Source organism: Variovorax sp. Soil_C_39 (assembly GCF_057656815.1).
In genome coordinates, this window is sequence record NZ_JBDGJQ010000014.1 from 36,655 (window position 1) to 48,815 (window position 12,161).

9 protein-coding genes are annotated in these 12,161 nt (G+C 69.3%); 4 read left to right on the top strand and 5 right to left on the bottom strand.

The annotated features are described in order from the left end of the window. Position 1: 1 nt before the first annotated feature. The gene (gene secA, locus AC3A6J_RS25000) at positions 2 to 2,794 is read right to left on the bottom strand and encodes a preprotein translocase subunit SecA (RefSeq protein WP_487862701.1); all 2,793 of its coding nucleotides are present in this window, start codon (positions 2,792 to 2,794) and stop codon (positions 2 to 4) included. A gap of 188 nt (positions 2,795 to 2,982) precedes the next feature. On the opposite strand from secA, the gene AC3A6J_RS25005 reads away from it, so the two are divergent. Continuing rightward, complete coding sequence (locus AC3A6J_RS25005) at positions 2,983 to 3,291, top strand: hypothetical protein (protein WP_487862702.1); 309 nt, start codon at positions 2,983 to 2,985, stop codon at positions 3,289 to 3,291. Between the two features lie 33 nt (positions 3,292 to 3,324). Here AC3A6J_RS25005 and AC3A6J_RS25010 read toward each other — a convergent pair whose 3' ends face one another. After that, the gene (locus AC3A6J_RS25010) at positions 3,325 to 4,305 is read right to left on the bottom strand and encodes a tripartite tricarboxylate transporter substrate-binding protein (RefSeq protein WP_487862703.1); all 981 of its coding nucleotides are present in this window, start codon (positions 4,303 to 4,305) and stop codon (positions 3,325 to 3,327) included. A 24-nt stretch (positions 4,306 to 4,329) separates the two neighbouring features. Continuing rightward, entirely contained in the window at positions 4,330 to 5,526 is a 1,197-nt protein-coding gene (locus tag AC3A6J_RS25015) for a pyridoxal-phosphate dependent enzyme (RefSeq protein ID WP_487862704.1), read from the bottom strand. A 93-nt stretch (positions 5,527 to 5,619) separates the two neighbouring features. Between AC3A6J_RS25015 and AC3A6J_RS25020 the strand changes: the two genes are divergently transcribed. Further along, positions 5,620 to 6,540, top strand: coding sequence for a LysR substrate-binding domain-containing protein (locus tag AC3A6J_RS25020; protein WP_487862705.1), 921 nt, complete (start codon positions 5,620 to 5,622; stop codon positions 6,538 to 6,540). Between the two features lie 27 nt (positions 6,541 to 6,567). Here the strand turns inward: AC3A6J_RS25020 and AC3A6J_RS25025 are convergent, their stop codons facing one another. Continuing rightward, positions 6,568 to 7,557 (bottom strand): response regulator, encoded by a 990-nt coding sequence (locus AC3A6J_RS25025; protein ID WP_487862706.1) that lies wholly within the window; start codon positions 7,555 to 7,557, stop codon positions 6,568 to 6,570. Continuing rightward, entirely contained in the window at positions 7,550 to 11,131 is a 3,582-nt protein-coding gene (locus tag AC3A6J_RS25030; protein WP_487862745.1) for a hybrid sensor histidine kinase/response regulator, read from the bottom strand. The genes AC3A6J_RS25025 and AC3A6J_RS25030 overlap by 8 nt, the downstream gene beginning before the upstream one ends. A gap of 100 nt (positions 11,132 to 11,231) precedes the next feature. Between AC3A6J_RS25030 and AC3A6J_RS25035 the strand changes: the two genes are divergently transcribed. Next, positions 11,232 to 11,534, top strand: coding sequence for an urease subunit gamma (locus AC3A6J_RS25035; protein ID WP_124466048.1), 303 nt, complete (start codon positions 11,232 to 11,234; stop codon positions 11,532 to 11,534). Positions 11,535 to 11,558: 24 nt separating this feature from the next. Beyond that, positions 11,559 to 12,155 (top strand): HupE/UreJ family protein, encoded by a 597-nt coding sequence (locus AC3A6J_RS25040; RefSeq protein ID WP_487862707.1) that lies wholly within the window; start codon positions 11,559 to 11,561, stop codon positions 12,153 to 12,155. Positions 12,156 to 12,161 lie beyond the last annotated feature (6 nt).

A 12,161-nucleotide genomic window follows, 5' to 3' on the forward strand; every position in this document is an offset into this window, starting at 1 on the left:
ATCAGCTCAGCTTGCCGTGGCAATGCTTGAACTTCTTGCCGCTGCCGCAGGGGCACGGGTCGTTGCGGCCGACGCGCGCGAAGGCCGCGGCCTGGGCACCCAGGCCGCCGGCGCCGAGTCCCGCAGCGGCGATGCGGCGCTCGTTCTCTTCGTCGCGGCGCACCTCGACCTCACCGGTCTCGGTCGGCGCGGTGTAGGTGATGTTGGAGAGGTTCTCGCCGCGGCTCTCGAGCGCATCGGCTGCCTCGTCGAGCTGGTCGCCGGACTGCACGCGCACCGTCATGAGCTGGCGCGTGACTTCGACCTTGACCGAGTCGAGCAGCTGGCCGAAGAGCTCGAAGGCCTCGCGCTTGTATTCCTGCTTGGGCTGCTTCTGCGCATAGCCGCGCAGGTGGATGCCCTGGCGCAGGTAGTCGAGCGAGGCGAGGTGCTCGCGCCAGTGCGTGTCGATGCTCTGCAGCAGCACCATGCGCTCGAACTGGGTGAAGTTCTCCTGGCCGATCATGGCCACCTTGGCCTCGAAATTCTCGTTGGCAGTCTTGACCACCTTCTCGACGATGTCCTCGTCGCTCACGGCCTCCAAGGCCTCGACCTCCTTCTTGAGGGGCATGTCGATGCCCCATTCGGTGAAGAGCGTCTTTTCGAGGCCTTCGAGGTCCCACTGCTCCTCGACCGATTCCACCGGCACGTACTGGCGCACCAGGTCGGTGAAGCAGCCTTCGCGCAGCGCCGCGATCTGTGCCGAGAGGTCGGTCGCGTCGAGGATGTCGTTGCGCTGCTGGTAGATCACCTTGCGCTGGTCGTTCGACACGTCGTCGTACTCGAGCAGTTGCTTGCGGATGTCGAAGTTGCGCGCCTCCACCTTGCGCTGGGCGCTCTCGATGCTCCGCGTGACGATGCCGGCCTCGATCGCCTCGCCGTCCGGCATCTTGAGGCGGTCCATGATCGCCTTCACGCGCTCGCCCGCGAAGATGCGCATCAGCGGATCGTCCAGGCTCAGGTAGAAGCGCGACGAGCCCGGGTCGCCCTGGCGGCCCGAGCGGCCGCGCAGCTGGTTGTCGATGCGGCGCGACTCGTGGCGCTCGGTCGCGATGATGCGCAGGCCGCCGAGCGACTTGATGAATTCGTGGTCCTTGGTCCATTCGGCGCGCACGTGCGCGATGTCGGCCTCTTTGGTGGCTTCGTCGCGGCCTTCGTCGTTCTCGATCGCCTCGATCATCTTCTCGATGTTGCCGCCCAGCACGATGTCGGTGCCGCGGCCCGCCATGTTGGTGGCGATGGTGATCATCTTCGCGCGGCCCGCCTGCGCCACGATGTCGGCCTCGCGCGCATGCTGCTTGGCGTTGAGCACCTGGTGCGGCAGGCCCGCCTCGGTGAGCAGGCCGTCGATGATCTCGGAGTTCTCGATCGACGAGGTGCCCACCAGCACCGGCTGGCCGCGCTCGTAGCATTCGCGGATGTCGTCGATCGCGGCCGCGTATTTCTCGCGCGTGGTCTTGTAGACGCGGTCGAGCTGGTCGTCGCGCTTGCTGATGCGGTTCGGCGGGATGATGACCGTCTCGAGTCCGTAGATCTCCTGGAACTCGTAGGCTTCGGTGTCGGCCGTGCCGGTCATGCCGGCCAGCTTGTTGTAGAGCCGGAAGTAGTTCTGGAACGTGATCGAGGCCAGGGTCTGGTTCTCGGCCTGGATCTGCACGCCTTCCTTGGCCTCCACCGCCTGGTGCAGGCCGTCGCTCCAGCGCCGGCCGGTCATCAGGCGGCCGGTGAATTCGTCGACGATGACCACTTCGCCCTGCTGCACCACGTAATGCTGGTCGCGGTGGTACAGGTGCCGCGCGCGCAGCGCGGCGTTCAGGTGGTGCATCAGCGTGATGTTGGCCGGATCGTAGAGCGACGCGCCCTCGGGCAGCAGGCCGAACTCGCCCAGCAGCCGCTCGGCGTTCTCGTGGCCGTCCTCGGTCAGGAACACCTGGTGCGTTTTCTCGTCGACCGTGAAGTCGCCCGGCACGGTCACGCCCTCGCCGGTGCGCGGGTCGGCCTCGCCTTCCTGTTTGGTGAGCAGGGGCACCACCTTGTTGATGGCGAGGTAGAGATCGGTGTGGTCTTCGGCCTGGCCGCTGATGATCAGCGGCGTGCGGGCCTCGTCGATCAGGATCGAGTCGACCTCGTCGACGATCGCGAAGTTCAACTGGCGCTGAACCCGGTCGCCGGGCTCGTAGACCATGTTGTCGCGCAGGTAGTCGAAGCCGTACTCGTTGTTGGTGCCGTACGTGATGTCGCTGCCGTAGGCTTCCTGCTTCTGCTCGCGCGGGGCCTGCGGCAGGTTGATGCCCACCGTGAGCCCGAGGAAGTTGTAGAGCCGGCCCATCCAGGTGGCGTCGCGGCTGGCCAGGTAGTCGTTCACCGTGACCACGTGCACGCCCTTGCCGGACAGCGCATTCAGGTACACCGGCAGCGTGGCGGTCAGCGTCTTGCCCTCGCCGGTGCGCATTTCGGCGATCTTGCCGTTGTGCAGCGCCATGCCGCCGAGCAGCTGCACGTCGAAGTGGCGCATCTTCATGACCCGCTTGGAGCCTTCGCGCACGGTGGCGAAGGCTTCAGGCAGCAGCGCGTCGAGGGTTTCTCCCTTGGCGACGCGGTCCTTGAACTCCTGCGTCTTGGCGCGCAGTGCGTCGTCGCTGAGTTTCTCGAACGCCGGTTCGAGCGCATTGATGCGCTCCACCGTCTTGCGATACTGCTTGAGGAGCCGGTCGTTGCGACTGCCGAAGATCTGGGTCAGGAAGTTGGTTGCCATTGGCGTGGAGATGGTCAGCACCTGAGACGACAGGCACTGCGACCGGATTCCCTAAGATATGGTGAAAGCAGTTGGGCGCACCTTCTTCGAATGCAAGCTTCGAAAGCCAGCCGCTACTACCGATCTACCGGCGCAAGCGTCGGCAAACCTGGCATTTTAGCTGCCTTGTTCCCACCTCCGTATTACCGATGAATCGCCGCTCCGCCCCCTCCTTCACGCTGCAGCAGGCCGCCGAGGATTCGCCCACCCTGGCGAGCCTGATGGCGCGTGCCCGCGACGCCGGCGAGCGGCTGCGGGCGGTCGAGGGACTGATCCCGCCCGCCATGCGCCCTGCCCTCCAGGCCGGCCCGGCCGAGGGCGATGTCTGGTGCATCCTGGTGAACGGCAGCGCCGCCGCGGCCAAGCTGCGCCAGCTCTCGCCGATGCTGGTGACGCGGCTGCGCAACAAGGGCTGGGACGTGAACACGATCCGGATCAAGGTCCAGACCGGGCGCTGACACGCGCCGCAAGGCGCGGCCGGCCTATAGCGCCTATTGCGGCTGCAGCCCGATGTCGTGCGCCACCTTGCGCCAGCGCTCGGTCTCGGCGCGCATGAAGGCGCGCAGCTCGGCCGTGGTGGAGCCCTTGAGCTGCACCCCGAGCACAGTCATGCGCTCCCGCACCGAGGGATGGTCCAGCGCCGCGATGGCTTCGCGCCGCAGACGCTCGATGGTCTCGAGCGGCGTGGTCGCGGGCGCCACCATGGCCCACCACTGGTCGATCTCCAGCCCCTTGAGACCGCTCTCCGCGAGCGCGGGCACCTGCTCGAGGCCGGGCAGGCCGACGCGCTGGGCGCTCGTCACGAGCAGCGGGCGGATCCTGCGCGCGCCCAGCAGGCTGGCGCCGCTGGCGAGCGTCGCGAAGTGGCCGCCCACGGTGCCTGCCGCCACGTCGGTGAGCGCGGGCGCCGAGCCGCGGTACGGCACCATGTTGAAGCGGATCTTCGTGCGGCTCGCGAGCAGTTCCGCCGCCAGGTGGCTCACCGTGCCGGCGCCGCTGTGCGCGATGGCCGGCGGCATCGATGCGGCGGCCGCGGCCTGGACGAAGGTACGGAAATCGCGGCTTTCTTCGCCCATGCCCGCGAAGAAGACCAGCGGCGAGGTGCCGATCATCGTCACGGGCGTGAAGTCGCGCAGCAGGTCGTAGGGCAGCCGCGCCGTGACGGCGGGCGCGATCGCGTGCGGCAGCTCGACGATCGCAAGCGTGTACCCATCGGGTGCGGCCTTGGCGGCCGCCTCGGTGCCGATCTGACCCGCGGCGCCCGGGCGGTTGTCAACGAGCACCGGCGCGCCGAGCGTCTGGCTCATGCGCTGGGCCATGGCGCGCGCGATGGCATCGGTGCTTCCGCCCGCGGCCCACGGCACGATCAGCTTGATCGGCCGCTCGGGAAAGGCCGCCCAGGCGCGCTGCGCCGGGGCGATCAGGGAGGCCGAGGCGGCAGCGAGGAAGGCACGGCGTCGCGGTTGGTACATGGTGTCGATCTCCTCGTCGATGGATCAGGAAGCGTCCGGCACGCTCGGGTCGCGCGCGGCACTGGCGGTCAGCATCAGCAGCACGTGGGAGCCGCCCTCGATGGCGCCGCGCTCGCGCAATTGCCGCAGGGCGTCGAGCCCGGCCGCCGCGCACAGTTCGGCGCTCACGCCGGCCCTGGCGAGCGTCCGCCGCGCCGCGCGCGCCGCGTCGTCGCCCACCACCACCGCGCCGCCACCCGACGCTGTGGCCGCCTGCCATTGCAGATAGGTCACGGTGGCGCCGGCGGTGGAGAACTGCGCAGTGTGTCCCGGGTACGCGCCATGGAGTGCGCCGCCGGCGAGCACGCGCGAGAGGCGCGCAAAAGGTTCGACCATCCAGAGGCGCGGCAGGCGCGCAATGCGCCCCGCCGCCAGCAGTTCGCGAAAGCCGGCGTAGAGGCCCCAGGCCAGGTCGCCGCGCGCGGTGGGCACCAGCACGTGATCGGGCAGGCCGCCCTCGGCAACGCATTCCGAGGCGATCGGCTTGTAGCCTTCGATCGCGAGCGGCGCGCTGCCCAGCGCCGGCAGGCGGTAGTTGGTCAGCGCGAAATAACCTTCATGTTGTGAGCGCTCACGCACGAAATTCCACCGGCCGGCATTGTCTGAGAACACACGCCGCCGCGCACCGAGCGCGTCGAGCTGGCGCGCGTAGGCGGGCGGCAGGCCTTCATAGGCAGCGACTTCGCAGCCCAGGCCGGCGGCCCAGGCGTAGTAGGCGGCCGAGATCGCCGCGTTGCCCGACGAGGCCAGCACCAGCGTGTGGGCGCCGAAATCCAGCGCCTGCGCCACGCCCACCGCGGTCATCCGGTCCTTGTGCGAACCCGTCGGGTTTTTCGATTCGTCCTTGAGCGCGAGCCGCGCCACGCCGAACTGCCGCGCCAGTTCGGGCAGGTCGACGAGCGGCGTGCCGCCTTCGCCGAGCGTGAAGCCCTCCGCATACGGCATCTGCACCGGGGCCCCACCCGCCTCGGCCCGGTAGCTGGCGCGCAAACCCACGTGCACGCCTTCGGCCCGGCAGGCCGGGCAGCCATCGTTCGCCAACGCGAGCGGATAGAGCGTGTCGCAGCGCAGGCACTGGAGCCCTTGCAGGCGCGGGTTCCGCGTCGGGCGCGCGGCGCGGCCCGGTGCGCCCGCAGGCGCCGGAGCGGCAAAGTTCGAAAGGGAGGGAGACGACGGGTTCACGGCGGGTCTGCAACGGTGGAAGTGAGCGGATCGTAGGCATCTGGAAATAAAATCGCACAGCCCGAAATACTCAGGCGATAAGAAAACTTATCAATGCGCTTCACCGAGATCGAGACCTTCCGCGCCCTGATGCGCGCCGGTTCCACGCGCAAGGCCGCGGCGCTGCTGAACGTGACGCAGCCCGCGGTCAGCCAGTCGCTCAAGCGGCTCGAGGTGCAGGCCGGCATGCGGCTGTTCCAGCGCACCGGCGGGCGCCTCGTCGCCACGCCCGAAGCGCAAGCACTCTGGACCGAGGTCGAGCGTGTCTTCATCGGCATGGACGCCATTGAGCACCGGATGCGCAGCCTGCGCGACTTCGGCACCAACCAGCTCGAACTCAGCTGCTATCCCGCGTTCGGCCTCGGCTTCATGCCGCGCGCGCTCGAACGCCTCAAGGCGCAGCGCGGCGACGGACCCTGGCCGCAGGTGTCGCTGCAGGTGCTGAGTTCGAAAGACGTGCGCGACCGCGTGGCCAAGGGCATTTCCGATTTCGGCCTCATGGCCGACGAGCTGCCGCTCGAAGGCATCGCGCATTCGACCTTCGCGCGCTTTCCAGGCGTGGTGGTCATGCCCCAGGGGCATGCGCTCGCGCGCTTCAAGCGCATCGCGCTGGAGCAGCTGGCGCAGGTGCCCTTTCTCGCGCTGAACGCCGAGGATCCGTCGCACCGGTGGCTCGAAGCCGCGCTGGCCGAGCGCGGCGTGGCGCTGCGGGCCGCCGTGCAGACACCCTATGCGGCCAGTGTCTGCGAGATGGCGCTGCGCGGGCTCGGCGTCGGGCTGGTCAACCCGGTCACCGCGCTCGACTATGCCGAGCGCGGCCTCGTGGTGCGCCGCCTCTCGGTCGACGTGTTCTTCTCGTGCGTGCTCGTGATGCCGGCGGGGAAAGTGCTTTCGGCGACCGCGCGCGACTTTCTTTCGTTGATGCGCCAGCAGCTCGCCGAGGACGAGAAGCGCATCCAGCGCTGCCTGCGCTGATCGCGCTGATTCGCGCGTCGGCTGCCTTCAGATCTCGAACTGCGGCTGCAGCTCGCGAATGCGCTTGATCGCCACGCCGGCGGCGGCGGTGCGGGTCTCGACGCCGAGCTTCACGTACACCCGCTCGAGGTGCTTCTTGGCCGTGGCGGGGCTGCTGCCGAGGATCTCGCCGATGTCCTTGTTGGTCTTGCCCTTGACCACCCAATAGAGCACCTCGGCCTCGCGTGCGGTGAGCTTCAGGCTCAGGCTCATGGCCTCGATCACCGCGGTATCGGAGAGTTCGCGCATGACGATCATCCATTCGTCGCCCTCGTCGTCCTCGCCCGTCTGCCGGTGCAGCCGCAGGCTGAGGCTGCTCGCGCCCTGGTCGATGGCAAGCGCCGGCGGCTCGATGCCCTGCTGCCGGGCCCGGGGCGCATGGCGGCGCAGCCATTCCAGCACCGCGGGCGGCGTTTCGGGGGCGCTGGTGTGGCAATAGCGCTGCAGCAGGTCGCGCGCGAGCGCGGTCTGCCAGATCAGCCGGCCTTCGGGCAGGCGCACGGTGAAGCTCGCATAGCCGAAGGCATCGAGCGCATTGCGCGCCTGGCCGGCCTGGCGCGCCGCCTGCCGGGCGCGCCGGGCGCCCTGCAGGTGGACGTTCATTCGCGCCAGCACTTCCTTGGGCTTGATCGGCTTCGTCACGTAGTCGACACCACCAGCCTCCAGCGCCGCCACCAGGTGCTCGGTTTCGGTCAGGCCGGTCATGAAGACGATCGGAATGTGTGCGGTGGCTGGGTCGGCCTTGAGTCGGCGCGCCACCTCGAAGCCGTCGATGCCCGGCATCATCGCATCGAGCAGCACGATGTCGGGCCGGGCCTGCGCGGCACGCTGCAGCGCCTGCTCGCCGCTCGTGGCCACGAGCACGGTGTAGCCCGACTCGTCGAGCGCATCGTGCAGCACCGCGAGGTTGTCGGGCACGTCGTCGACGATCAGCACCAGGTCGCTGGCGCCGGCAATGCTTCGGGCCAGTTCACTCACTCCGTTCCTCCGGTGCGCAATCCATCCGCTCGAACTGGAACGTCCGGGCGAGCGCGCGCTGCGCTTCGGTCCATGCCCGGCATTCGGGCTGTTCGGTGTCGATCGCATCGAGCTGGTTCATGATGCCGCGGAAGTAGCCCAGGTTCACGGCCTCGCCGAGTGCGCGCAGGTGCTCGGGCGATGGCGGGCGCATCGACGGCACGGCGACCACGGCGGCTTGCGGCGCCGCGGCCGCATCGGTCCAGCGCAGGCCGAGGCGGCGCTCGAGCCAGTCGAGCAGCTCGGTGTGGCGCACCGGCTTGACGAAGAAATCCTCGGGCGCGATGCCGACATCGTTCTCGAGCCCCTTGTCGAAGGCATTGGCCGAGACGATCGCGACCGCCGCATCGGCCAGGCCCAGCCGGCGCGCGCGGCGGATCGTCTCCCAGCCGTCGATGCCCGGCATCGCGAGGTCGACGAACATCGCGTCGGGACGGTAGCCGGCCGCGACGAGGTCGAGCGCGTCGTGCCCGCTCGCGGCGCTGCGCAATTCGAAGCCCAGCGGCGCGAGCACATGGCCGAGCAGCTCGCGGTCGGCTTCCTCGTTGTCGACCACCAGCAGCCGCTTGCGTGGCCCCTCGTAGCCGCGCCGCATGCGCTGCTGCTGCGCCGGCGCCCGCCGGCCCGGGCCGCCTGCCGCGTCGTGCACGCGCGGCAGGAAGAGCCGCACGCAGAACAGCGCACCCTCGCCCGGCGTGCTGCGCACCTTCATCTCGCCGCCCATGAGGTCGGTGAGCATCTTCGCGATCGTGAGGCCCAGCCCCGCGCCGGGCGTGGCGGCCGCAGCCGCGCCGCCGCGCGCGAAGGGCTCGAAGATGCGCGCGATCTCCTCGGCGGTCATGCCGGGTCCGGTGTCCTCGATCTCCACCGAGGCGAACTCGCGCGCATACGACAGCCGGAGCGTGACCTGGCCCGCCGCGGTGAACTTGATCGCGTTGCCCAGCAGGTTGATCAGGATTTGGCCCACGCGCTTCTCGTCGGCACGCACCAGCTCGGGCAGCGTGCCGGTGGCCTCGAAGCAAAAGGCCAGCCCCTTCTCGGCCGCCTGCAGCTCGAACATGTCGGCGAGTTCGCGCACGGTGTCGGCAAAGCGCATCGGCCGCGCATCGAGCGTGAGCTTGCCTGCCTCGATGTGGGCAATGGCGAGCGTGCCCTCGATGAGCGACAGCAGGTGCTCGCCGCCGCGCTTGATCACCGCCACCGCCTGGCGGCGGTGCGGCGGCACCGACGCGTCCTCGCCCATCAGCTGCGCATACCCCAGGATGCTGTTGAGCGGCGTGCGCAATTCGTGGCTGATCGCGCTGATGTAGCGGCTCTTGGCCTGGTTGGCCTGGTCGGCGGCGCGACGCGCCTGCTCCGCCGCGAGCTTGGCCTGCTCGGCAACCTCGCGCGCCTCGTCGGCGGTCTGCTTGGCCGACTGCAGCGCCTGGTCGGTGGCGCGGTGCAGCTCGATCTCGCGCATCAGCAGGCGGGTCTGGCGGTTCGACTCTTCCTGCGCCACCTTGCGGCTCTGGTGCGCCAGCACCAGCCACCAGGCGACCACGCCCGCGATCACCAGCAGCGCCATGTAGGCCTTGAGGAAGCCCGAGCGCAGCGAGGCGCTCTGCAGTGCGCTGACATCGAGCGCGCGCAGCTCCTGCTGGTAGAGCACGCCGAACACTGCCGCCAGCACCGGCACCACGATCAGCATCAGCAGCAGGAAATGGCCGAGCCCCGTGTCGAGGTAGCGCCAACTCCTGCGCGGCAGCAGCCAGCGCAGTGCCGCCGACCACTGTGCCGACAGCGCCGCATGCGGCTTGCACAGGTCGCCGCAGCGCGCGTCGAGCGTGCAGCACAGCGAGCAGATGGCGCCCTGGTAGGCCGGGCAGTGGGCCATGTCGGGCCCTTCGTACTCGCGCTCGCAGATCACGCACTGCTGGACCCGAAGGCGCTGGTACGCGCCGTCGCCGCCCGCGTCCTGCACGATGCGCGCCCATCGCACGGCACGCGGGCCCGTGGCCGGCGCGAACGCGATCGCACCCGCGCCCTCGGTGCCGCGCGCGATGTAGTACTTGCCGCCCGTGGCCCAGGCCAGCAGCGGCGACACCACGAGCGCCGTGCCGAGCGCGATCAGCGCCGAGAAGGCCTGCGCCAGCGGCCCGAACACGCCGAGGTGCGCGGTGATCGACAGCAGCGAGGCGAGCGCCATCGCGCCGACGCCCACCGGGTTGATGTCCCACAGGTGCGCGCGCTTGAACTCGATGCCCGGCGGCGACAGGCCCAGCGGCTTGTTGATGACCAGGTCCGCCACCACCGCCATCATCCAGGCGATCGCGATGTTGGCGAACAGCCCGAGCACGTCGCCGAGCGCCTCGAAGACGTTCATCTCCATCAGCATGAAGGCGATCAGCGCATTGAACACCACCCACACCACGCGCCCCGGATGGCTGTGCGCCACGCGCGAGAAGAAGTTGCTCCAGGCCAGCGAGCCCGCATAGGCATTGGTCACGTTGATCTTGAGCTGCGAGATCACCACGAACAGCGCCGTCGCGGCCACGGCCCAGCCGTAGTTCGGAAACACGTACTCGTAGGCAGCCAGGTACATCTGGTTCGGATCGACCGCGCGCTCGACCGGCACCATGTGCGAGATCGCGAGGTAGGCGAGAAGTGCGCCGCCGAGCATCTTGAACACACCGAGCACGACCCATCCCGGCCCGCCGGCCAGCACCCCGGCCCACCAGCGCCGCGCCGTCGCGGGCGTGCGCACGGGCATGAAGCGCAGGTAGTCGGCCTGCTCGCCCATCTGGGTGATGAGCGCGATGCCGACCGTGAGCGCCGCGCCAAACAGGTGCAGATCGAAGCCCGTCGCGCCCAGTTTTGCGCCGTTGTAGTGCACGATGCCAGCGAACGCACCAGGATCGCGCACGAGCACGAAGACGAAGGGCACCACCAGCATCACCAGCCACAGCGGCTGCGTCCACAGCTGCAGCCGGCTGATCGCCGACACGCCGTGCGTGACCAGAGGAATAACCACCAGCGCGCACACCAGGTAGCCCCAGACCGGCGGCACGCCGAGCGCGAGCTCGAGCGCATAGGCCATCACCGCGGCCTCGAGCGCGAAGAAGATGAAGGTGAACGAGGCGTATATCAGCGACGTGAGCGTGGACCCGATGTAGCCGAAGCCCGCGCCGCGCGTGAGCAGGTCCATGTCGACGCCGTAGCGCGCCGCATACACGCTGATCGGCACGCCCGCGAGGAAGATGATGAGCCCCGTCGCCACGATGGCCCAGAAGGCATTGGCGAAGCCGTACTGCACGAGCAGCGTGGCACCGACCGCTTCGAGGATGAGGAACGAGGCGGCACCGAACGCGGTGTTGGCCACGCGCCATTCGGACCACTTGCGAAAGCGCTGCGGGGTGTAGCGCAGCGCGTAGTCCTCGAGCGTCTCGCTCGCTACCCAGCTGTTGTAGTCGCGCCGCACCTTGACGATGCGTTGCGGCGCCTCGTCGGAGGTGGCAGGGGAAGGCGGGGCGGGGTTCACACCGTTTCGGTGCATCTTTCGTGCCATGCGTACGCCTTTTGGCGAACGGCGGCACGACTGTTGCAACGGGACTGCCTGCCCATAATGGCCGAACCCTGCCACCAATGCCGACCCCATGGAACTGACCCCGCGCGAAAAAGACAAGCTGCTGATCTTCACCGCGGCACTGCTGGCCGAACGCCGCAAGGCGCGCGGCCTCAAGCTCAACTACCCCGAAGCGGTCGCGCTGATCTCCGCCGCCGTGATGGAAGGCGCCCGCGACGGCAAGAGCGTGGCCGCCCTCATGAGCGAGGGCCGCGCGGTGCTCACGCGCGCCGACGTGATGGACGGCATCGCCGAGATGATCCCGGACATCCAGGTGGAAGCTACTTTTCCCGACGGCACCAAGCTCGTGACCGTCCACCAGCCCATCGTCTGAGCCGTCCCCCCGAAAGAACCCGCCATGCGCATCGCCTCCAAGACACTCGCCCTCTTTTCCTTCTTGCTGCCGCTCGCGGCCAGCGCCCACACGGGCGCGGACGGTGGCATGCACCACGGCTTCGCCACCGGCTTCATGCACCCGCTCACCGGTGCCGACCACCTGGCCGCGATGGTCGCGGTCGGCCTCTGGAGCGCACTGGCCGCTCGCCGCGCCTGGCCCGACCTGCTGTGGGCCCCGCTCGCCTTCGCGGGCATGCTGCTCGCAGGCGCGCTGGCCGGGCTCGCGGGCCTGCAGTTGCCGGCGGTCGAGCCGATGATCGCGGCCTCGCTGCTCGTGCTCGGGCTGCTGGTCGCCACGCGCATGCACCTGGCGGCGGGCGCGGCGGTGGCCCTGGTCGGCGTGTTCGCCGTCTTCCACGGCGTAGCGCACGGCCATGAACTCGCGAGCGACCACGGCGCGGCGCTGGCGCTGGCCGGCATGGTGGCCGCCACCCTGCTGCTGCACGTTGCGGGCATCGCCGCCGGATGGGCGCTGCGACACGCCAACGCCTGGCTGCCGCGCGTGGCAGGCGCCGCCGTGGCCGGCCTGGGCGTCACGCTGCTGTCGCAAGCCCTCTGAAGTCGC

Excerpts from the sequence above, each read along its gene's own strand:
- AC3A6J_RS25030 (WP_487862745.1), bottom strand. The coding sequence starts at position 11,131 with ATGCACCGAAACGGTGTGAACCCCGCCCCGCCTTCCCCTGCCACCTCC.
- AC3A6J_RS25035 (WP_124466048.1), top strand. The coding sequence starts at position 11,232 with ATGGAACTGACCCCGCGCGAAAAAGACAAGCTGCTGATCTTCACCGCG.
- AC3A6J_RS25005 (WP_487862702.1), top strand. The coding sequence starts at position 2,983 with ATGAATCGCCGCTCCGCCCCCTCCTTCACGCTGCAGCAGGCCGCCGAG.
- secA (WP_487862701.1), bottom strand. The coding sequence starts at position 2,794 with ATGGCAACCAACTTCCTGACCCAGATCTTCGGCAGTCGCAACGACCGG.
- AC3A6J_RS25010 (WP_487862703.1), bottom strand. The coding sequence starts at position 4,305 with ATGTACCAACCGCGACGCCGTGCCTTCCTCGCTGCCGCCTCGGCCTCC.
- AC3A6J_RS25020 (WP_487862705.1), top strand. The coding sequence starts at position 5,620 with ATGCGCTTCACCGAGATCGAGACCTTCCGCGCCCTGATGCGCGCCGGT.
- AC3A6J_RS25040 (WP_487862707.1), top strand. The coding sequence starts at position 11,559 with ATGCGCATCGCCTCCAAGACACTCGCCCTCTTTTCCTTCTTGCTGCCG.